This is a genomic window from Marinobacter sp. AL4B (assembly GCF_019916045.1).
Taxonomy (GTDB): Bacteria; Pseudomonadota; Gammaproteobacteria; order Pseudomonadales; family Oleiphilaceae; genus Marinobacter.
In genome coordinates this window covers 289,331-311,213 of sequence record NZ_JAILWZ010000010.1, presented here as the reverse complement: position 1 = coordinate 311,213, position 21,883 = coordinate 289,331, and the positions used below count along the sequence as shown (strand labels likewise).

The 21,883-nt window shown below is 45.9% G+C and carries 21 protein-coding genes; 1 reads left to right on the top strand and 20 read right to left on the bottom strand.

What is annotated here, in order from left to right; translation table 11 throughout:
• A complete protein-coding gene (locus tag K5L82_RS03455; RefSeq protein ID WP_223133175.1) occupies positions 1–957 on the top strand; it encodes a sensor domain-containing diguanylate cyclase in 957 nt (318 codons plus the stop codon).
• Between the two features lie 39 nt (positions 958–996).
• Here K5L82_RS03455 and K5L82_RS03450 read toward each other — a convergent pair whose 3' ends face one another.
• The 20 genes from K5L82_RS03450 to K5L82_RS03360 all read right to left on the bottom strand — a co-directional run bounded on the left by K5L82_RS03450 (position 997) and on the right by K5L82_RS03360 (position 21,802).
• Complete coding sequence (locus tag K5L82_RS03450) at positions 997–1,368, bottom strand: histone-like nucleoid-structuring protein, MvaT/MvaU family (protein ID WP_133004997.1); 372 nt, start codon at positions 1,366–1,368, stop codon at positions 997–999.
• Positions 1,369–1,531: 163 nt separating this feature from the next.
• A complete protein-coding gene (gene tviB / locus K5L82_RS03445) occupies positions 1,532–2,794 on the bottom strand; it encodes a Vi polysaccharide biosynthesis UDP-N-acetylglucosamine C-6 dehydrogenase TviB (protein WP_223133174.1) in 1,263 nt (420 codons plus the stop codon).
• Positions 2,791–3,057 carry an MBL fold metallo-hydrolase RNA specificity domain-containing protein gene (locus K5L82_RS16790; protein ID WP_410505845.1) on the bottom strand — a complete coding sequence of 89 codons (267 nt, stop codon included), beginning with the start codon at positions 3,055–3,057 and terminating at the stop codon, positions 2,791–2,793. Before K5L82_RS16790 ends, tviB begins: the two co-directional genes overlap by 4 nt.
• 52 nt (positions 3,058–3,109) lie before the next feature.
• On the bottom strand, positions 3,110–3,457 hold the full coding sequence (locus K5L82_RS16785; protein WP_410505844.1) for an MBL fold metallo-hydrolase: 348 nt from the start codon (positions 3,455–3,457) through the stop codon (positions 3,110–3,112).
• Positions 3,458–3,487: 30 nt separating this feature from the next.
• Positions 3,488–4,429 carry an NAD-dependent epimerase/dehydratase family protein gene (locus K5L82_RS03435; protein WP_223133173.1) on the bottom strand — a complete coding sequence of 314 codons (942 nt, stop codon included), beginning with the start codon at positions 4,427–4,429 and terminating at the stop codon, positions 3,488–3,490.
• Between the two features lie 52 nt (positions 4,430–4,481).
• Positions 4,482–5,189: an SDR family NAD(P)-dependent oxidoreductase gene (locus K5L82_RS03430; protein ID WP_223133172.1), complete on the bottom strand. Its 708-nt coding sequence runs from the start codon at positions 5,187–5,189 to the stop codon at positions 4,482–4,484.
• Positions 5,182–5,865, bottom strand: coding sequence for a 2-C-methyl-D-erythritol 4-phosphate cytidylyltransferase (locus K5L82_RS03425; protein WP_223133171.1), 684 nt, complete (start codon positions 5,863–5,865; stop codon positions 5,182–5,184). Before K5L82_RS03425 ends, K5L82_RS03430 begins: the two co-directional genes overlap by 8 nt.
• Before the next feature lie 45 nt (positions 5,866–5,910).
• Positions 5,911–7,623, bottom strand: a complete 1,713-nt coding sequence (locus K5L82_RS16710) for a CDP-glycerol glycerophosphotransferase family protein (protein WP_223133170.1) — start codon at positions 7,621–7,623, stop codon at positions 5,911–5,913.
• A gap of 32 nt (positions 7,624–7,655) precedes the next feature.
• Complete coding sequence (locus K5L82_RS03415) at positions 7,656–8,117, bottom strand: adenylyltransferase/cytidyltransferase family protein (protein WP_223133169.1); 462 nt, start codon at positions 8,115–8,117, stop codon at positions 7,656–7,658.
• Between the two features lie 17 nt (positions 8,118–8,134).
• Positions 8,135–8,896, bottom strand: coding sequence for a hypothetical protein (locus K5L82_RS03410; protein WP_223133168.1), 762 nt, complete (start codon positions 8,894–8,896; stop codon positions 8,135–8,137).
• Between the two features lie 9 nt (positions 8,897–8,905).
• Positions 8,906–10,150 (bottom strand): hypothetical protein, encoded by a 1,245-nt coding sequence (locus K5L82_RS03405; RefSeq protein ID WP_223133167.1) that lies wholly within the window; start codon positions 10,148–10,150, stop codon positions 8,906–8,908.
• 82 nt (positions 10,151–10,232) lie between these two features.
• The gene (locus K5L82_RS03400; RefSeq protein WP_223133166.1) at positions 10,233–11,279 is read right to left on the bottom strand and encodes an MraY family glycosyltransferase; all 1,047 of its coding nucleotides are present in this window, start codon (positions 11,277–11,279) and stop codon (positions 10,233–10,235) included.
• 88 nt (positions 11,280–11,367) lie between these two features.
• Complete coding sequence (locus tag K5L82_RS03395; RefSeq protein ID WP_223133165.1) at positions 11,368–13,365, bottom strand: polysaccharide biosynthesis protein; 1,998 nt, start codon at positions 13,363–13,365, stop codon at positions 11,368–11,370.
• A gap of 345 nt (positions 13,366–13,710) precedes the next feature.
• A complete protein-coding gene (locus K5L82_RS03390) occupies positions 13,711–14,886 on the bottom strand; it encodes a DegT/DnrJ/EryC1/StrS family aminotransferase (RefSeq protein ID WP_223133164.1) in 1,176 nt (391 codons plus the stop codon).
• A 17-nt stretch (positions 14,887–14,903) separates the two neighbouring features.
• Positions 14,904–15,515 carry an acetyltransferase gene (locus K5L82_RS03385; RefSeq protein ID WP_223133163.1) on the bottom strand — a complete coding sequence of 204 codons (612 nt, stop codon included), beginning with the start codon at positions 15,513–15,515 and terminating at the stop codon, positions 14,904–14,906.
• Positions 15,512–16,108, bottom strand: a complete 597-nt coding sequence (locus tag K5L82_RS03380; protein ID WP_223133162.1) for a sugar transferase — start codon at positions 16,106–16,108, stop codon at positions 15,512–15,514. The genes K5L82_RS03385 and K5L82_RS03380 overlap by 4 nt, the downstream gene beginning before the upstream one ends.
• A 953-nt stretch (positions 16,109–17,061) precedes the next feature.
• A complete protein-coding gene (locus K5L82_RS03375; RefSeq protein WP_223133161.1) occupies positions 17,062–18,192 on the bottom strand; it encodes a glycosyltransferase family 4 protein in 1,131 nt (376 codons plus the stop codon).
• The gene (locus K5L82_RS03370; RefSeq protein WP_223133160.1) at positions 18,189–19,202 is read right to left on the bottom strand and encodes a hypothetical protein; all 1,014 of its coding nucleotides are present in this window, start codon (positions 19,200–19,202) and stop codon (positions 18,189–18,191) included. The genes K5L82_RS03375 and K5L82_RS03370 overlap by 4 nt, the downstream gene beginning before the upstream one ends.
• Before the next feature lie 124 nt (positions 19,203–19,326).
• Positions 19,327–20,406, bottom strand: a complete 1,080-nt coding sequence (locus tag K5L82_RS03365) for a glycosyltransferase (RefSeq protein ID WP_223133159.1) — start codon at positions 20,404–20,406, stop codon at positions 19,327–19,329.
• Positions 20,407–20,674: 268 nt separating this feature from the next.
• Complete coding sequence (locus K5L82_RS03360; RefSeq protein WP_223133158.1) at positions 20,675–21,802, bottom strand: glycosyltransferase; 1,128 nt, start codon at positions 21,800–21,802, stop codon at positions 20,675–20,677.
• Positions 21,803–21,883 lie beyond the last annotated feature (81 nt).

Sequence of the window (21,883 nt, the reverse complement as noted above, 5' to 3'; positions counted from 1 at the left end):
ATGGCTTTTGACTCAGAGCACGTAGACCCCTTCCATTGGCTGGCCGACATGATCGAAACCGTAGAGGTCGGCCTGGTGGTGCTGGATCTCGATTTCCGAGTGCAAGCCTGGAACGGCTTTATGGAAAATCACAGCGGCATCACCGCCACCCAAATTCGTGGCCAACAGATATTCAACGCCTTTCCTGACATTCCCAAAGCCTGGCTTACGCGGAAAGTGGATTCCGTCACCACACTCAACACCCGAGCCTTCACCTCCTGGGAACAGCGCCCTTACCTATTCAAGTTTCGAAACTCCCGCCCCATCACGGGTACCGAAGAGTTCATGTTTCAAAACCTGACGATCAGCCCGCTCACCAACTCCCGTGGCAAAGTAGACAAGGTCTGCCTGCTCATTTACGACGTGACCGAGTTCGCGAGCAGCAAACAAGCACTAGAACGGGCCAACGAGCAACTGGCGAAATTAAGCATGACCGACCGACTAACCGGTTTGCTTAACCGAGGCACCTGGGAAAACCTGGTGGATGCAGAATTCGAACGCTACGGGCGCTACGGTCAAGCCACCACCTTGGTCATGTTCGATATCGACCACTTCAAATCGGTGAACGATACCTACGGGCACCTGGCCGGAGATGATGTGATTCGCCACTCCGCACAAGTCACCCGCGACAGCATTCGCCAATCGGATTCCGCAGGGCGTTACGGTGGAGAAGAGTTCGGCCTTATCCTGCCGGAAACCGATGCAGAGAACGCGCGCATATTGTGCGAACGCATCCGGGATGCCATTGCTCAAAGTACGGTCAACACCATTGCGGGTGATATTCGATACACCATCAGCATGGGTATCGCGCAATTAACAGGTGGGCCAGAGAATTATATGCAGTGGATGCAAGAGGCGGATAAGGCTTTGTATGGGGCTAAGGAAGGGGGGCGTAACAAGGTGGTGATTTATTCATAACCCCTTCCCCATTAAGGGAAAGGGGTTTATTAGAGCGATTTAGTCTTGCTGTTGCCAGCTCTGAACCGCGTCTTTGCCGTGCTTCTCACGCCACTCGTTCAGAGTTTTGTGGTTGCCGCCGCGGGTTTTCACCACTTCGCCGGTATGCGGGTTCTTATAGGTTTTCATCGGGCGCTTGGCACGCGTACCTGTTGAAGCTTCCGCTTTAGCACCGGCAATGGAAGGATCAATCGCTGCCAGAATCTGCAATACGTGCTTTGGTGACTTGTCGTATTCAGTCATCAATTCACGAACTTTATTTTCAAATTCCAACTCGCGCTTAAGCGCTTGATCGTTTTCGAGCTGCTCCAGCTCTGCCGCAAGCTTTTCCATAAGCTGTTTTTTCTGATAGTAATCGTTGATCTTCGCCATGAAAGTAAGGCCTTATATCGGATGATTTAAACAAAAAAAACATGACCGGAAAGTCAGGCTGCATAATAATAAATAAATCAGGCATTCGTAAAGCAGATTAATTAAAGCTCATAAAAAAAGCCGACGCATTGGCCGGCTTCTAAAAACAAGTCGATTGTGATGATTACAATCGAATATCTGCCTCTCCCAGAGGCAGCACTCCCTTCAGATCAAAAAGAATACCCTTATCTTTTGCGAACGCTCGCAATTGTTGAGCACTCATTGCGGCATACTCATTGTGAGGCACAGCCAAGAATACAGCATCGTAATATTCGCTTTCAGGCTTATCCACCAGCGAAATCCCATATTCTTCTTCCGCTTCGGCATTGTCTGCCCAGCAATCGGTTACGTGTACTTCGCAGTTATAGTCTTTTAGTTCACTGATCACATCAACAACACGAGTGTTCCGCAAATCCGGGCAGTTTTCTTTAAACGTCAGCCCCATTACCAATACTTTCGCGCCGGAAACCGCTTGGCCATTTTTAATCATCGCTTTAACCAACTCAGACGCCGCATAAGGCCCCATATTGTCGTTAACACGGCGGCCCGCCAGAATGATTTCCGGATGATAGCCAATAGCCTGCGCTTTATGAGTTAAATAATACGGGTCTACACCTATACAATGGCCACCCACCAAGCCCGGTTTAAACGGTAAAAAGTTCCATTTAGTTCCTGCTGCGGCCAATACTTCATGAGTATCAATGCCCAGCTTGGCGAAAATCATAGAAAGCTCATTCATCAACGCAATGTTTAAATCGCGCTGAGTGTTTTCAATCACTTTTGCCGCTTCAGCAACTTTAATAGAACTGGCCTTATGAGTACCGGCAGTAATAATATCCGCGTACAAGGCATCCACTTCGTCAGCAATTTCCGGCGTAGAGCCAGACGTTACTTTCATAATGGTGGTAACACGGTGCGCTTTATCGCCCGGGTTAATGCGCTCTGGGCTATAACCCGCAAAGAAGTCTTTATTGAAGGTTTGGCCAGATATTTTTTCTAATACCGGCACACATACTTCTTCCGTAGCCCCCGGGTATACCGTGGATTCGTAAATAACGATGTCGCCCGGCTTCAGTACCTTGCCTACGGTTTCGCTGGCTTTAACGAGCGGGGTTAGGTCAGGTTTTTTAAACTCATCGATGGGAGTCGGCACCGTAACAATATAGATGTGGCATTCAGCAATTCCATGCACGGAATCCGTAAACGACAAGTGCTTTGCCGCCGCCAGCTCTTCGCGAGACAACTCTAAGGTGAAGTCGATACCATCTTTGAGCTCTCCAATACGCTCAGAGTTAATATCGAAGCCAACCACTTCCCGCTGCTCTCCAATCGCGGCAGCCAATGGTAACCCCACATAACCCAAACCAATCACCGCAATCTTTTTCATGAACCAGTTCCTTTTGGAATGCAGACCTTGCTGTTAGGCAACCTTGTCTTCAGTATAGTGGCGAATTCTTGTTTAGCGTGGCTATCGCCGTGCACAATTCGAATCTCTTTCGGCGGTAAAGGGATACCTTCGATAAAGCGCAATAAATCTTCTTGCCCAGTATGCGCGGAATAGCCGCTTACCTGGTGCACTTTGGTGCGGATGTCGTAACGCTCACCATTAAGCTCAACCCGGCCACCGGCGCACATACCGGAGCCTGCCATCACCACTCACGGGCGATGAGATTTGGTGAGGTATTCTACGGCATTCAAGTGATCATCGTGAGAGTTGATCACCCTTAATTGCTCGAACGACAGAGGGTGGCGGCCTGATTTCACGGATGTTTGTTCCAATACCGCCTGCAAACCCGGCGGCTAAAAGATAGGGAATGCGACCAACGTGGTCAATATGAACGTGGGTGACCACCAAGGCGCGGATGTGATCGATGGGGAAATCTATGGCCAGGTTTTCAGCGGTCGATCGGTCTTTGGATTCGCTGCCTTGAAACAGGCCGCAGTCAATGAAAAGTCCGGCTTTAGCAGGTTCGCCTACCGTTGATAACGAGAGCTCGTGGCAGGAGCCGGTGACGCCATTCGCAGCGCCACGGTGACTAATCTCAATCATGCAACAATCCTTGTTGAACTGCCTTAACAGCTAATCTGGAAAACTCAACCGTATACCTTCGGCAAGTGAATACGGCGGCACCCACCCCAATGAACGTTTGGCGTGAGAACAATCAACAGTCAAAGGCGCCGCTAACTTGCCGGCAGCTCTACCTTGGCCAACCAGAGTCATGACTGCTTTAAATAACACAGCGGGGAGCGGCAGTAGAATACAGCGAAGTTCCTGAGCTTTCGCAATTCTCGCAACAAAATCCCGCGTGCTGACGTCATCATCGTCACTGACAACAAATACCTGCCCGGCCGCATTCGGATGTTCAATGCAACGCAGTATAAAACTAACCAAATTGCCAACAAACAAAAATGATCGTTGATTATTAAGTCCACCAAGAGGGAGAGGAATCCTCTTCTGAACTAGCGAAGCAAGACGGGAGAAATTTCCGGGCGCTTCCGGGCCATAAACCATCGGTGGCCGGATAATAACCAGCTCACACTCGCTCTTTTTAAACAGTTCAATCAGTTTCTTCTCTGCAAGAACCTTAGAGCCAGAATAAGCGTCCGAAGAGGCATAAGAGGAAAGTTCATTATAGGGCTGCACCGAGCCCTCACCATGAACACCAATGGAACTCAAATAAACAAACCGCGATACACCCGATCTGATTGCCGCTTCGGCATACCCCATCGGCAGATCACAGTTTACAGAAACGAAGTCATTTAATCGTGTATCCTCTGGCGTATTCAGGTGGGCCAGACCAGCACAAAAAACGATCACGTTCACGTCTTTAGCGATGAAAACGTCGTCGATTCTTTTTTGCCGATAAACCGGCTCCAAGCGCTCATCGATCGAACCGAAGCCTCTAAAACAAACACTGGTGCGAGAGTTTCCAACCACTCTACCTCCTTCGGAGGCCAAAGCTTCAAACACTTGGTTACCAATGAAGCCGGAAAAGCCAACCACCTGCACCGCATTTGCCATAGCTAAAACACCCTCTCGCCCCAGAACCTCCAACAAAATAAAAGGAGTTTATTTACTGTCGTATCACGAGATTCTCGGAATCTACAAATCGCCCTACGGGAGACGAGAGCATCTCTATAACCTCCGCGACATGTCCAGGCTGCATTATGGTACTAGGATCTTCTTCTGGCGCTAAAACACGTCGCAGCGCAGTTGCGGTACGCCCTGGAGAAATACAAATGACTCTAGTTCCGTAAATTTCTAACTCCTCCCGCATAACACTGCTCATATTAATAACCGCAGCTTTTGATGCAGAATAGGTCAGCCAACCCGACCGACCATTTATCCCCGCGGTGGAAGCAATATTCACAATACAATCAAATTTATTACCTAAATGCAGCAGTTCCTGCACTAAGGTGAATGGTGCATACAAATTCACTGCAATAGTACGTTCGAAATCCTCAAAATCCACCTGCTGCAAAGGGACGGGGTTCGTATATCCAGCATTGTTTACGAGAAGGTCAACATTGCCGACTTCCTGATAAACTGACACGATAGCAGTTCTAAGCGCCTCGCGCTCTCCTACATCGACTTCACGAACCACTATACTTTTACCGTGAGCATTGTGCTCTTCAAGCCACTGGACTGCACTCACAAAGTCATCGGATTTGCGAGCAAATAACACGATTGTAGAGTAGTCATTATCAGGGAACAGAAATTTTTTCGCCGTTTCCAAACCAATCCCACGAGACGCCCCGGTGATTAAAACAGACTTACTCATTATTATCTTCCTTATGCAACAAGCTCGTTGCGATAGCAACATCTAAAGAATTTGTGATCTTGAAATTTCGATCGCTACCATCCTTGAAAAAGACAGGAAAACCGGCAGTCGCGATTAACGTAGCATCTTCAGTAAATTCAATTTGCTCTCTTTCAGCAAAACGATGAGCTTCTTGCAATACGTCTTTATCGAACTTTTGTGGCAACTGAACGTTACGGAGCTGATCGCGGTCCAGATATCCGGTCACTTCCTTGGTCTCTGGAGTGACGGGAGCGACGGTAAAAGGAATGGGCAACATGTAGGAAACATTAACATTCTCGTCGGCAATCAAATCCTCAAATTCACGCTTTGTAACCAAGGGACGTGCAGACTCGTGAACGACCACATTCTTGTTTTTTACATGAGGTAACATAGCAGACACAGAGGAATGACGAGTGCTCCCAGCCTCCACCAATACCACCGGTGTTTTAATTGAGTAAGATCGCAAGATCTCCTCAACGGCATCGCGCCAACCCGTCGGATAGTTAAGGACGATTTGATCAATTTCATCAATTTTATCTACTGCAACTAAAGAGTAGACAATAATTGGTATGCCATTCACCTTAAGCAGTTGCTTGGGCTGATCAGCGCCAACGCGTGCTCCAACCCCACCATTTAGTAACAGAAGAGAGTACATAAAAAATCCTCATTTCATGGGTGTAAGAATTGCAAAAATAACAATTTACTCATCATTTATGACTTTTCTAGCAGCGTTCAAAAAGTTATCGGCATAGCCCGCTTCTTCGAAATCTCCTAAATAATGTTTACGAGCCTCAATTCTGTCTACCCTTTTCAAGTCAGAAGAAATCAGCTTATTCAGCATTTCCTCTAGGTTCGATAAATCCTTCTCAATAACATAGCCCACCCTAGACAAGGGGAATTCCTGAACAAAGTCCTGCCCAGAACCGAGCATAGCGACAATTGAAAATGGCTTTTCTGAAAACAAAAAATCGGGTACAACCGAGGAAACATCCGAGACCATGGCATCAACACTATTGAAACACTCGAATACTGACATTCCCGTTTCAGCCGAGTGCCCCCATTTATGCTCGCGACCGGTTTTCTCTGAATCCGCCTTCAATAAGCGTTGAATATTGCGAATGACAGCACAGTGAGCTGCATCTTTGTAGCTATAAGGATGTGGCCTAAAAACAACGGCGACTTCTCGCTCTAACAGACTTGAGACAATGTCTAAACCTACAGGTAAAGAACAGTAGTTCGTGTCGTTGTAGTTACCTCGCCATGTCGGAGCGTACAATACCTTAGTGACCTTTTGTTCGCTATCAGATTGCCGCACCACGTTCTCAACCTGGGGACGACCAACGATTTCAAACTTTTCGTTGGGAATTGAAACCCCATGATCATGGTAACGATCGACTCCAGCCTGGCCTGCTACAAAAATTTTATCGAACATAGCTGCAACCGGGTTATAACTCGGTGCCTTATCGCTATCACCGTGCAACAGCTGAACATGCGTAATAGAAGTGTTTCTCACTAAGTGTGTATTACGCATACCGTTGTTCACGTAAAACGCAGCTTTTATACAGGGCACCAAAATATCATCGAGATCTATAATCCGTGGACAGATGATAACCGGCCGCGATGTTAGACGCTTTATATCATTAAAATCTTTATCTTCCCTCATCACAATAATGAAAGATTCTCCAATTCTTTCCAAATAATTAAGCCACATTCCAATTTGGTATACTGAACCCGCAGGGGCTGAGTAATACAAAACGAATTTTGGACAATAGGCTTCTATCGCATTGCGAGTTCTTTCATCGTTGGAAATATGTCTTTTAAAATTTTTATGAATAGAGTTCGCAGCCAACACCATCAAGAAAACTTCGAAAACAATAAGAAGCAATAAAAATAAGACTGAAATATTAATAAGCATAGCAACCGAGGCTACGAACACAGCGAACAGGTGGAAATCGCTGATAACTTCAGAAGTAATTATTGACTTATCTTCCAAATTCGAGTTGGGCAAGTTGACACTTCTAACTTTACTCCTATCTACCAGGTTAGAGAGTATCGGCTCAACGATAGGCATAACCGCAAAGACAGAGCACAAAAAAACCCCTAAGACAGAGCCTTTGCCGCCTATCGTATAAAGAAACACTGGAAGCAAAGATAGGAATATTCGTGCACTGAGTTCGCCGTTCACACGATATTTTCCTGTCCCCCTGAACCTTCTTTGGTAGACCCTTCGAATTAAAACCCCATAAACTATCAGCGCAGGAAGCACGGATAAACCAACAGAGAATTCGGCAACGATGAGCATCAGAGATAGCCAGCTAAAAGAAGCTAACAACAGGTTCAACATTGCACTTCGGTATTTATTGAAAACCTTCTTATAAATATCACGACCAAAAACCACAGAAACCGAACCCACAATAAAACACCTTTACTTAAATAAACCGATTTTTATCGTAACTCTTTTCTCAATATATCCAAGACATTAAAGGCGTTCGTCAAATCCTCGCTAGAAACAGACAAAAGCCGAGTTAATGACTTTTTAAGACCGGAAGTAGAGATATCTTTGGTTCTCTCCAAATAAACCACTTCACAGTAGTCCTTGAGAAAGTCGAACTTTCCAGACCAATCATCACCGATCGCGAAAACATCAACACTGTACTGCTCTACATCAGAAAGCTTTTGGTCCCAGGAATGCTCTGGTATAACCATATCAACGCAATCAATCGCTTCAACAATGGCGGCGCGTTGGTCATATGGGATTAACGTTTTTTTGCCTTTAACATCGTTAAACTCGTCGGTTGATACGCCTACGATCAGTTTGGCTCCCATCGCATCCAAACGTTTAAGGAGCTTAAGATGGCCGATATGAAACATATCAAAAGTTCCATACGTAATTACGGTCTTTTCCATGTTATACCTTCGCCATATTAAGGAAATAATTTAAGAATATAGAGACTCTCTACTGAGAATCGGTTCAAAGCCTGGAAAACCATTCTCGAAACCAACAACAGGAATATCCCCGTATATACACCCATATCAAAATAGGCCATCTCAATTGTCAAGACAGCAAAGACAATCAAAAAATTTGATGACGAGATATACTCGATGAATTGTCGGCGGTGAAGTTTCAAAAAGGTGACCCTATGATGGTCTTCAACATGAAAAACCTTTGAATAAAAAATCCACAAATTCACATATAGAATCACTATCCAGGCAACCGCAACCATCGGATCTAGAATAAACCCGAAAAGCACAGAAACAACCACCAGTCCAACTTCAGAGAATGCTTTGGATACGTGATTGTGTATCCTTTTCATTTTCTTCTCTGGAATTTTTGTTCCTTCTATATTTAGCTCCCTGCTACCAAATCGAGTGAGATGCCTGTCTATCAACCATCGATGCAAAATTCCAAGAACGATAAATAAGCCATAAACAACTGGAACCATTCCAGCTAGCAACAGTACGATTTCCTGGAACTCCATCTCCTCAGGGAAAAAGTCAAAGTAAACCGGCACCTCACCCGAGCTAAGCACGATAAAAATCTTCAATGGCAGAAAGAACGCCATCACTTGGCAAACCCGGGAAACGGCCAAGGCCCCACAACCCACAACAAAAGCTGCGCCTGATACCGAACAAAACTCCAGCACCGTCCCAATAACCTTCCGCAAATAGCTGTTGAGAGCAAGCATAAACTAACCTCAGTGGGCTCCATGCGAGCTAGCATCAAGCTCAAAGCCGCGTACCACAAACAAACGGTCGCTCTCTTCTTGCACAACGTCCGAAGCCAACAACGTCCTCTTGAGTTTCTCTGCCTGCTTGGCATCCGTGGCTGAAAAAACCGCCAGCCGCTTCAAAAACAGCGCGACTGATAGAAAGTTTCGAGAAACGACGAGATTGGGCGTACCCGTGGTACAGTCAAATTCTTTCACCGGAGTTTTCCAGTCACCGTAATTTTCCGTAAGATATCTGTCTGCGTCTTCTGGTGCATTAACAGGCACTCCTTCCAGTTCGCGACGAACCAACGTAAATGGCGAGTTTTCCCAGCGATGAATTATCGATCCATGCCAGCAACTAGCATTCTCGGTGTAATGTATAAACACATCTAAATTCAACCCGTTCTCATGAACCAATTTTACTAGGGCCGGCACTTTGATCAAATGAAGCTTGCCATGATCGTCTTGGGTAATTTCGACATGGAGATCGACCTTTTTTGTGGCGAATTCAAGTCGATTCGCTAACGTTTTAACCAACTCATCAACCGAAATACTTTCTCCATGAATCCCGACGTCAATATCGTAGTCATGGGCCAAGAAACCACCTTCCCGATGTAAGCCTAAAAACGTCCCTGAAATGACATACCATGGCCAAACTGCCAGCGGTAGCGCCTCAGCTAAATCCTGCAGCGCTCTGACGGCATCACGTTTTGAGAAATCATCTTCCCGAGGCTTCTCTTTACCGCCCGCCGATGGGGGCGGCGTGCCTAATGCCCCTAAAGCCCGATCGGCATTGTCATAAAAAGCCACGACATCATCGTGGGGGTAGATACCGGCCTGATAATTCTCAAGCTCACCGTGAATATTGGCCGCACGGATATAAAGCATGTCCGTTAGATACATGGATTCACTCAGTGCCCGACGGTATTTCTTAATAAACTTTTCGAGCGCCCTTCTCTGGTGCGCGTCGGTTTCCATCGTAAAATCGAAAAACGGATCTTCAAAGAAATCCAATTTTGGAAAGATATGGCGCGCAAACCATGCTGCACGCCGAAATGCTAAACGAAAGTCATCAGCAACAAACTCACGGCGCATAAGCCGAGCTAATGAGAATGATTGCGTGAACATCAGTATGCCTAACCATGCGATCCCGCCCAATAAATGGCGAGACAAAAAAGAGTGCCTTCGATTCAGGTATCTCAATAACTGATAGCTTTTATTAAACTGCATGATTTACTCTCAATCTGCTCACTACCCTAGGACATTAACGACAAAAACCGGCCAAAGCCGGTTTACAATGGAAAGATTTTGATCATTGGGCGTCGGGCTTTTTCAAACGCCCAGCCCCCAGCCAAATTGCAGAAGCCGAGGCCAAAGCAAACAAGGCCGCAAACACCAAAGGTCCCGAATACGGAAACTTATTAGCCAACATAGACGCAGGCAACAGCACCGTCAGCATCAACGCCCCATAACCCAACGTCACAGGCGCGTGGCGCCCAGCTCGCTGAGCCAGTTTCTGGTAGGCATGTAACCGGTGAGCCTGAAGTATGTTCTGGCCGGTAAAGAAACGAACAAGCAGAGTGGTAGTTGCATCAGCAATGAACAACGTCAGTAGAATAATCCAGCTCCACATACTCACTTTGGTTTGCGCCGCCGACAGCAGCATCATAAAACCAATGATAAAACCCAAAAAACCACTGCCGCCATCGCCCATAAAAATCTTCGCAGGTGGCCAATTCAGTATCGTAAAGCCCAGTACCGCCCCCAGCAGAAAAACACAAATCCACGCCCACTGATCGTAGCCAACGTACCAGAAGTTTAGGGCCATACCGCCAAACAACAGCAAGGCCTGAATGGCCGCAAGGCCATCGATACCATCCATGAAATTATACAGATTGATCAACCACACCCATGCGAAGGCAAGCATCGGCCAAAGCAGAAACGCGACAGAACTATCCACCTGCACCCCAAATACAGAAAACACAGGCAGCTTAGGGATAGACCACATGCCAATGGCCACCACCACAAAGTGCGCGAACAACCGGAGTTTAGAAGAAATGTCGCCAAAATCATCCCACACACCCAGGGCCAACATAACGAAACCCAGGCACATGAAAGCGACCATAGAGGAATCTGGTACCCAATCGAGTACCGAAAACAGCACGCCCAAAATAATGGAGATGGCCCCGATGGCGATACCGCCGCCATGAGGCGTAGGAATTGTGTGTGAGCACCGGTCACTTGGCAGAACAAGCGCATCGCGGCGCACTGCCCAAGAACGAACGGCTACTGTCAACCCGGCAGCACCAGCCACCACGGAGAACATGACAAAAGCGAGAATGATTGATGAATTAATCATGACATAACCCGAAAAATTTGCGGGATTATACCATGAAAATCTTTCCGAAATGTTTCAGCAAGCCCTTAACTTGTTACAGATTGCTTAATCACCCCAAATTCCGCTTTTCATAAATCAAATCTACAATGCCATTACTCGGCTGGTACCCCTGCACTGTGCTCAGCAACAATTCCCGCACATCCTCATAGGCATCCGCCTTAACGGCCTCTTTCATCGCCATCAAAATCGCCCGCAGCTCTATCCATGGGATAAACTCCTCATCGGCGCGGTGAATTTTCGGGTGCTCGGTGGGCTGGGGGTTATCCCCGATCAGCAATTCTTCGTACAACTTCTCACCGGGGCGCAGGCCAGTGAAGCCGATCGGGATATCGCCGTTCGGAGTCACCTCATCACGCACCGTCAAACCAGAGAGCATGATCATCTTGCGCGCCAACTCCGAGATCCGCACCGGCTCGCCCATATCCAACACAAACACGTCCCCGCCCTGGCCCATACAACCGGCCTGGATCACCAACTGGGAAGCCTCAGGAATGGTCATGAAATAACGAGTAATGTCTTGGTGGGTGACCGTCACCGGTCCGCCGCGGCGAATCTGATCACGAAACAGCGGAATCACCGAGCCGGAAGACCCCAGTACATTCCCGAACCGTACCATGGTAAAGCGTGTTCGGTTCACACTGCTCACACCGGCAAAATCCCCGATCAGCTCCGGTGCCGGCTCGGCGCTTAAGGCCTGCAACACCATCTCCGCCAAGCGCTTGGTCGCCCCCATTACATTGGTGGGCCGTACGGCTTTGTCTGTAGAAATCAGCACAAAATTCGTCACGCCACAGGCGATGGCCGCTTGCGCGACCTTCTTGGTACCAAACACATTATTCAAAATGCCTTCAGCAATGTTGTGCTCCACCATGGGCACATGCTTGTAGGCGGCAGCGTGGTAAACCGTATCAACCCCCCACACCGACATAATGTCCCTCAGACGGCCACCGTTTCGAATAGAACCGAGAATCGGCACCAACTGGACATTCAGCTTCTGTGAACGCACCCAGCCTTCCAATTCCTTATGAATGGCGTACAGCCCGTATTCGTTGTGCTCGTACAACACCAATGTGGTCGGGCCATTATTGACAATCTGCCTGCACAGTTCGCTACCAATTGAACCACCCGCGCCCGTTACCATCACCACCTGATTCTGGATGCAGCCACCCAACAAATCATCCACCGGTGGCACCGGATCACGCCCCAGCAAATCCGCCACATCCACGTCCTGGATGTCATCCACTTTCACTTTACCGCTGGCAATGTCCATCAACCCAGGAATTGAGCGCACATGAAGAGGGAAACGGGCCAGATTATTCAAAATAGCTTGCCGCTCAGCCCGGGTAGCGGATGGAATAGCCAGGAACACTTCCTTGGCACCGGTTCTATCCATCATCTTGGGCACCTCGCGGGACGAAAACACCCGCAACCCCGCAATGCTACGGCCAATGAAACTGGGGTCGTCGTCAATAAACGCCACCGGCCGGTACAACCGCCCCACCCATAAAGACGCCAACAACTGATTACCAGACGCACCTGCACCGTAGATAGCCACCGGCATGCCACCTTGCTCGCCCACTTGCATCTGGTCGCTCGCGCGCCGGCCGGCCAAAAACCAATCGCCCATAAAATACTGCCGAACCGCCAAGCGCAAACCGCCGATTAACAGCAGGCTCAACCACCAATAGGAAATCAGCGAGGAACGCGGAAACAGTAAATCCCACCCTGCAGTATGGGTAAAAAATACAAACATGCACAAAGCACCGAACCCCAAGGTTACGGCCTTGAACATGGTAAACAGTCCCTGCCCACCGAAATGCCGCATAACCGCCCGGTACATGCCCGCAACAATGTAAAACGGCAAGGCAAACATCGGCGCCAGTACAAACAACCACAACTGATTACCCTGCGGCCATAACCAGCCTTCACCGCCCAAGCGCAAATACAACGACAAATATAGCGCCAGCCAGAGCAGGACAATGTCAGCGACAATTTGAAGCGAACGCTTCTTGGCATAGCTAAGGCGAATTAATCGTTCCTTGAACATGAAAACTTCCTGATCAAAACGGGAAAAGAACAAACAGAATTTGCGAGCATTATAAACGAAAAGCTCTATTACCGAGAGTTTTCATTTGTACGCAATGGAGGCCATAAGCGTCGGTCGTAAAAGCGGGCTGGCAGGCGCAACGGCACGCCAGCGCCAGTGAGTCTGCGCGAGTTTCGAACCGTTGATGTTTACCACTCCATAGCTCGAGACCTTCTCCATAGTATGCTTTCTCTGAAGTTCCCGCTCCATAGCTGCACAGGATATAGCGCAGCGTTTAGAGTGATGCTTCCCGGGTGGTCTTGAAGATTTTGTACATGATGCCTGCCCGAAACCCTTTATCGGTTATTAAGCTGTCGCCGCCGTCATTACCTGCTGCAACATCGAGCAGGTTTTCTCGATCTCAGCTTCGGTCAAGGTGGGATGCACCAAAAACATCAAACTAATCTCCCCCAGTTCACATGCAACTTCCAACCGTTTTTTAGGACGAAGATCTGTGCCATCAAAGGCTTTCTCTAAATACACTTCAGAACAAGAACCACTGAAACAAGGCACGCCGTTTTCGACGATGGCATTAATAATACGGTCTCTGTTCCAATCGGCTTTTAACACACTGGGCTCTGCAAACACATAGCACCTATACGCCGCATGCTGAATATCGGCAGGCACCGTAGGCACACGCAAACCTTTAAGCTGGCGAGCGGCATCCCATATCTTATTAGCGTTTTGTAACCGTTGCTCGTTCCACTTAGGCATGCGCTTTAACTGAATGCGCCCAATGGCGGCTTGCATCTCTGTCATGCGCCAGTTGGTGCCAAAACTTTCATGCAACCACCGGAAACCCGGCGCGTGCTCACGTTCGTAAACGGCATCCCAGCTTTTACCGTGGTCTTTTAATGCCCACATTTTCTTCCAAAGTGCGGTGTCGTTAGTCGTCACCATGCCACCTTCACCACCGGTGGTCATGATTTTATCTTGGCAGAACGACCAAGCACCCACATGGCCGATAGAACCCACTGGCTTGCCTTTATACAAAGCACCATGCGCTTGAGCACAGTCTTCAATGACAAATAAATTATGCTCGTCGGCCAATTGCATAATTGGATCCATATCGCAGGGCCAACCCGCCAAATGAACAGCGATAATGGCACGTGTGCGTGGTGTTAACACAGCGCTAATGCTTTCAGCGGTGATGTTTTGTGTGTCGGCACACACATCAGCAAACACAGGCACAGCACCAGTATTCACAATACTCGATACAGACGCTAAAAACGTACGCGGGGTAACAATAACCTCATCGCCTTTACCCACACCCAACGCCAGCATAGCCACGTCTAACGCCACGGTACCGTTCATTACCGCAATGGCGTGCTCAGTGCCAGACCAAGCCGCGAAATCGCGCTCAAACTCACGGCTTTCTTGACCTGTCCAATAGTTTACTTTGTTCGATAAAACGACATCACGAACAGCATTGGCTTCTTCTTCAGTGAAAGAAGGCCAGGGAGAGAAGGGGGTGTTTAACACAATAGTTACCTATAAAATTATTGAGCAGGTATACCAACAACAGTGGTACGTTCAGGAACGTCTTTTACAACAGCCGCTCCTGCGCCTACAACCGAGTAAGCGCCAATAGAAATAAGTTGACGAACAACAGCACCAATGCCAACCCAAGCACAGACTTCAACTTTGGTACCGCCCGCTAAACGTGCGCCAGGGCTAATATGTACAGCCTCAGCTAATAAACAATCATGGTCAATGCTGCAGCCCGTATTGAGAATGGCACCTGCACCAATCTTAGTATCAGCACTTACAACAACACCAGCACACACAACACTGCCATCACCAATGGTGGCATAACGGCTAATTACTGCATTGGGGTGAATGATGGCAGGTAAAGCAACGCCTTGTTCGCATAATAAATTGAGTTTTTTTAAACGAATACTGTTGTTGCCAATGGCGACAGCCACTCCAGAAAATTCATTTAAAGAATTTAATAAGTCTTCAGTGTTGCCTAGTACAGGCCAAACAGAATTAGCGGAAATTTTAGGCCAAGCATCATCAAAAAACACGACTTCATCCCAGTCTGATAACTCAGCTGCTTCGGCTACTACTTTGCCATGGCCACTGGCACCTAATATGGCTAAACGTTTCACTCTTTACTACCTTTAAACTTACTCATGGTGGCCTCGCCTTCAGCGCTGATACCATCACGTACAAACACTTTTTTGATGGTTAAAAAGATAATTTTAATATCTAGCCAAAAAGTACGATTATCCACGTACCACACATCTAGTTTAAATCTATCTTCCCAGCTAATGGCGTTGCGGCCATTTACTTGTGCCCAACCCGATAACCCTGGGCGCACTTCGTGGCGGCGGCTTTGTTCGGCAGAATACAGCGGCAAATACTTCATTAATAATGGCCGTGGGCCCACCAAACTCATATCGCCTTTAAGCACATTCCATAGGCCGGGTAGCTCATCCAAACTGCTAGAGCGTAAAAAGCTACCAAAGGGCGTCATGCGCTCGGCATCAGGCAATGGCTCACCATTAACATCCACGACATCCAACATAGTGCGGAACTTAATCATCTCAAAAGGTTTGCCATCTTTACCGGGGCGCACTTGGCGGAAGAAAACAGGTGAGCCGAGCTTGCGGCGCACTAGCCATACAACGATGGCAATGACGGGGCTGAGGGTAAGTAAGCCAAAGAAAGAAGCGACGATATCGAAAAGGCGTTTAAGCATATGGAGTCAATCCGTATAAGTAAGGAGAGACCGTAGCAGAAAAAGCAACCATCTGCATGGTTAAGAAGGCTTAGCATTCAGCAAATACTAAAAAGTTAGATTATAAAGATCTGCGTCATTTTTTTCTATCAACCGCTTGGTAACTTAGTTGATTTCTTTAGAAAATATGAAAATGACCGATATTAAGACATAAAACTTTTGTACCACATCACAGCAATCGACAACTTAGCAGACACATAGGGTGGCTCGTATGGAAACGGGTTGCTCCCTGTACGAACGAAACCATCTCGTGAGGAACCTCACCAGGCAAGCTGGTTCGTACAGGGGATGGGAGGGAGGTTTAAGCATAGCGGCCAAATCCCTATGTGTCAGCCTAGTTGTCGCCTGAATATTTCAGAGGACTATCATGGCCCATTACTCACCAGAACGTAAAGAAGCGACTCTTAAAAGATAGCACCACCACACAACATGAACGTAGCCGAACTGGCTAACCAAGACGGCATTAGCACTGCAACTCTGTACAATTGGCGAAAAGCAGCCGGAGTACGAGGTAACGTTTTACCATCAAAGCCAGCCAAACCTGATCAGTGGAGCAGCGAAGCAATTTATCCCGCAAACTACGCCGTGACAGCCTGTGGATTGCCGCGTCACTACGTTCTTTGCAATGAACTGTGCTTTATTTCAAGCAAACTCTGGTGAATAAGCTGTTTTTTTGTCGCTACTGCAAATATTTGTCGAAGTAGCTTATGTGCTATCACGATATTAATTACTTTAGGCTGCTTGCCTCAAGCCTGAAATCTTTCATTGCGAGCGCAGCGAAGCAATCCATCGTGCAAACCACGCGGCGCTAGAGCCATGGACTGCCGCGGCCTACTGCCTCGGAGAGACGAGTATCTGTGGATTGCCAAGCCGCTACACTCCTAGCGGAAAAATCGGCATACATACATCAGACACTACTTTAAAAGCATAGCTACTAACCGCTCATTTACTTCCTGCGCATCAAACTTCTCTTGCGCAATACGGTAGCTCTCCTTGCCCATTTGCTCGATCAATTCAGGCTGCTCGATAAATTTGATCATGCTTTGTGCAAGCTCTTGCGGCGACCAAGGCGGCACAAAGAAGCCATTGACTCCTTCAACAACCGTTTCCCGACAACCTGGCACATCAGTAGTAATCACTGCACGACCTATCGCCATCGCCTCCTGAGTACTGCGCGGCACGCCTTCACGATACGAAGGCAACACAAACACACTAGAACGTGTCAACCACTCATCTACGTTATCCACTTGGCCGGGATAAATTACTGCGCCTTGAGTAATCAATGCATCTAACTGCACACGGGTTAAACCACCCGGATTGCCTTCATCTAAACTACCCAGCATCACAAATTCAGTCTCTGGATGGAGCTGTTTGACCACTTGCGCTGCAACGATATATTCGCTTACCCCTTTTTCTGCCAATAAACGCCCGATAAAAATAAAACATACAGGCTCAATAGGTGCAGGGCTGTAGGGGTAATCTGCTAAACTCAAACCGATACCACCCAATACACTGACATTGCGCGTCTTAACCTTATAGCGTTCAATCAAATCAACTGGATCATCAGGATTGAGAAATATCACTCGATCAGCAAAGCGAAACGCGACACTGTATAGCATCACCTGAACACGACGAATCAGCTTAGTTTTAAAAATCAGCTTCGTAGGCTGCTCGGTAAATGTGAAGCCCAAGCCTTCAAGCATGGCAACACGGCGCGGCACCCTAGCCCATGCAGCAGCTAAAGTTCCGTAGATAGCTGGCTTAGAAAAGTACGAAAAAACCACATCGGGCTGAATTTCTTTAAGCAAATTGCGCAGCTGGATGAGCGTTTTTAAATCAGCAATTGGATTCATACCTGAGCGACTGAGCGTGTAATCCAGAGGAATGGCACCCAGCCTTTTAACCTGCTCTTTTTGCCTATCGGTATAGTTCGTTGCAAAGGTATATAGCTGATGACCTTGAGCAAAAAGTGATCGAATCAAGTCCTTTCTAAAGCCAAGAATGCCACTTGCAGTGGTACCTATAATGACGATTTTTTTGCTCATGCTAAATTCCTTTTATTTGAGGGTAGTAATGTGTGCATGAGCTTATTTTGATAAACAATAAAAAAGCATATAAATATCGCCATGTAACTATGGAAGCGTAAGCGTACCGCTGTACCTAAGTTATCATTACCAACCACCCAAACTGTTGTATATATAACAAAAAATACAAGTAGATAATGACAAAATGGTGTACTATTTTTTTTGTTTTTAATAACATAACGTAAAGCTAAGATAAAAGGTATCGTTTCAATTATAAAAAGCGCAACAGCATACGCATTAACTATAAAAAGCCCAAAAACCTGCCCCAAAAAGCTTAAAACATACAACCCAGCAAAAACAACAGGCGAACGACCATGCAAACCAATACCAAGCGTGCTTCCTCCACCAGTAAAACCATCAAGACCACGGTATTCCGTAATTTCGTTAAACAAGCCTAAACTCTGAAAAACCATTAAACTTATAAAGTAAAAAATCACCCAAAGCCGAGTATAACGTGCGGTTTTTGAGTAAAGATTATAAATAAAAAAAGAAACTACAACAGAAAACCCTAAATAAGGCCTCAATAAATAGCACAAATAACCAAGCGCAAAAAAAGCCACTAAATTATAAAACCCTAACACCTTGTTATTATAGTAGCGACGCAAAAAATACCAGCTGATTAGCAATACAGTAAACATTGCGATATCTCTATAAACATCCAATGTAAAAATATAGAGTGTTGGATACAGAGAAAAAACAAAGTAAACATATAAAAACAATTTACTTTTAAAAAGAAACCCCTCCTGCAGAATTATTTTATAAAGTAGAATTGGAATTAACGTGAGACTCAACAGGAATGTAATGATGGCTATATTTTGACGATCATACAGGCCAATATCATTCAAGAACCTCAGTATAACAGGCCAAAAATTAACTACATTATTTACATTCCCTATGGCGTAAGCATGATAGTAGTCAGCATCACTAGCACCACCGGTCTCCACACCAGAGCCAGATATAACAAAATACATATACATCAATATTTTGAACATGAAAATTAAGAATATTGATATATGAAGAGACCTAGTATTTAACTTGTATTTAAACATATCAACTCAACATTATTACACTTAAAGAAGAAGATCGAAAAATTAATCACGCATATAATTTCAAAAATTGATTCAAATTAGCATCCAACGAAAACTTATCAATAATACGCCGCCGTGCTTGTCGCCCGATTGCAGAGCCTGCTTCTTCACTTAAATCTAAAGCATTTTTTAACGATTCGGTTAATAAAATACTGTCTCTTGGTTTTACAAGGAACCCGTTCGAGCCAACCACTTCCTTTACCCCACCACAATCTGTAGCGACTACCACCCGTTCACAAGCCATGGCTTCAGCGACTACCAAACCAAACCCTTCCCATGCTGATGGCAACACAAATAAGTCAGTAGCAGACACTAAAGCAGGAACATCCCTGCGTATCCCCAAAAACTCTACGAAGCCTTCTACCTGTAATGCCTTGACCTGCAAGTTCAATTCACTCTTAAGCGGCCCATCTCCAGCAATAAAAACTTTAAAATCATCACGTTGCTGTGCTAATAACTGGACGCTTTTTAATAAGTTCGGATAATCTTTTTGTGTATCTAACCTACCAACCGCTAAAATCATCTTTTGACCAGTCATACCCAGCTCAGCACGCAGAGCTGCTCGGGCATCAGGATTAAAAGTAAATATATTTACATCAATTCCATTGGGCAGTGCCAGCATTCTGCCGGGCTTAGCTGCGCCTTTAGCAATAAATATATCCACGGCTTCTTGACTTACATTGGTTGAGATATCAGCCAACTTATCAGTAATACGGTAAGCCAGCATACGCAGCTGACCACCTTCATTAGTGTTGTGAGCAGTGCACACAAGCTTGGGGATTTTAACCGTTAAGCGTAATAGCCTTGAAAGTAAATTAGCGTGCACCATATGGCTATGTACAACATCGGGCTTAAACTCTTTTACGAGCTTGCGAAGTTTAAAATACGCCGATAAAGCACCTGCCTTACCTTTCATGCCAATGGCAATGACGTCAATACTTGTGTTTTTAGGTAAGACTAAAGCCTCACCGGTTAAATAAGCTATTTTAATTTGGTGGCCGCGTGCGGATAAAGCGTCTGCAAGGTTGACGACTACGTGCTCGGCACCGCCCATGGAGAGGCCCGTGATGGTGAGGAGGATTTTCAAAGAATGTTCCTAAACGTATTATGAATGACAATATGGCTCAAGGTTTAAACCCAAAATATTGAGTGACAATGGGCTGGACGGAATAGCTAACCCTCTAAAGTTACCTTGTGGTCACGGTGCGTTAATTTTTCTGTCACGCTGACGGCTTGGTTTTCGGCACTGAACATGGTGAGACCGATTATAGCTAGGAATATATTTTAATCTAGTTTGTAAAACTATAAAACGTAGAGTCATTAAATACTTATAAAATATTATCAGTGTATATCGATTAGAGCTGTTTTATATTATAGAGAGCAGGCAAACTATCCGCCTGTAATTTAGAATCACAACCAGCCTCTCGGATTAAAGCTATATTAGATGCACTGTCAGCCCTGCCTAATTGATGAAGATGTAGCAAACTTTTGACAAATTCAGATACAGAAGCGTCAGCGGCACAAGTAATAATTGAAGATGTTACTTGTACTTCATCTGGTATTACATCATAAGCAAGACTGCGCAATCCATTAGCTTGGGCTTCTAAAAGAGAAATACAGAAACCTTCATTATGTGATGGTAATAAAAAAACATCCATCGCAGATAAATATGGGGCGACATCTTTTTTCAATCCTACAAAAAAAACCACTTTTTTCAGACCTAACTCTACAACGAGGTCCTGTATCTCAGGCTGTAACGGTCCATCACCTACCAACAATAATCTTGCATCCGAGCGAAATCGATGTAATTCTGAAAATACTTTTATTATCCACGCGTGATTTTTTTGATAAGTGAAACGTCCAGTGTGACCAATCACCAAAGCGTTTTGTTTAATACCTAACAATTCACGCACGCTAGCACCATCGTTCGGATTAAATGCAAATCGCTCGGTCTGAATAGTATTTTTGGATACTTTGCATGCTCTACGTCCAAAAAAGAAACGGCCAGCAGCTTCAGAGCAAGCCCAATAATCAGTTGCGAGCAAGACTGTTACTCTAGCTATAAATGCCTTTATTAACACAAATCTATCTCCTTGCAAGCTGTCAGTATGAGCGTGCAATATTTTCTGAGAGATATTATATTTTCGGGCAGCCCATATTACTGGAAAAGCTCGATCAATAGCATGTATATGCAACGCGACATATTCATTTCCATATTTTTTAAATACCTTGTTTAGATTACAATGATAACCAACTAGAGAATCAAGATAGCGCCCCATCTGAAATACTCGCCCACCCGACGCCCTAATCTCATCAAACTCAGGTAACTCTTCATAAGTATCGACCATAAAATCGAACTGAAGTTTTTTTTTATCTAGACAGCTATACAAACTCATAAGTAATGATTCAATACCACCAGAGCGAAAGCCAGGCACAACATGCAGTACACGAGGCACTTTTTTACAATGTTTTTTTGCATTCATACTTAATCTCAAAAACAAATCTAAAAAAATTTAAGTAGTCGCAGTATTATTTGGTATAAAAATAGAGCATTATCAATGCGA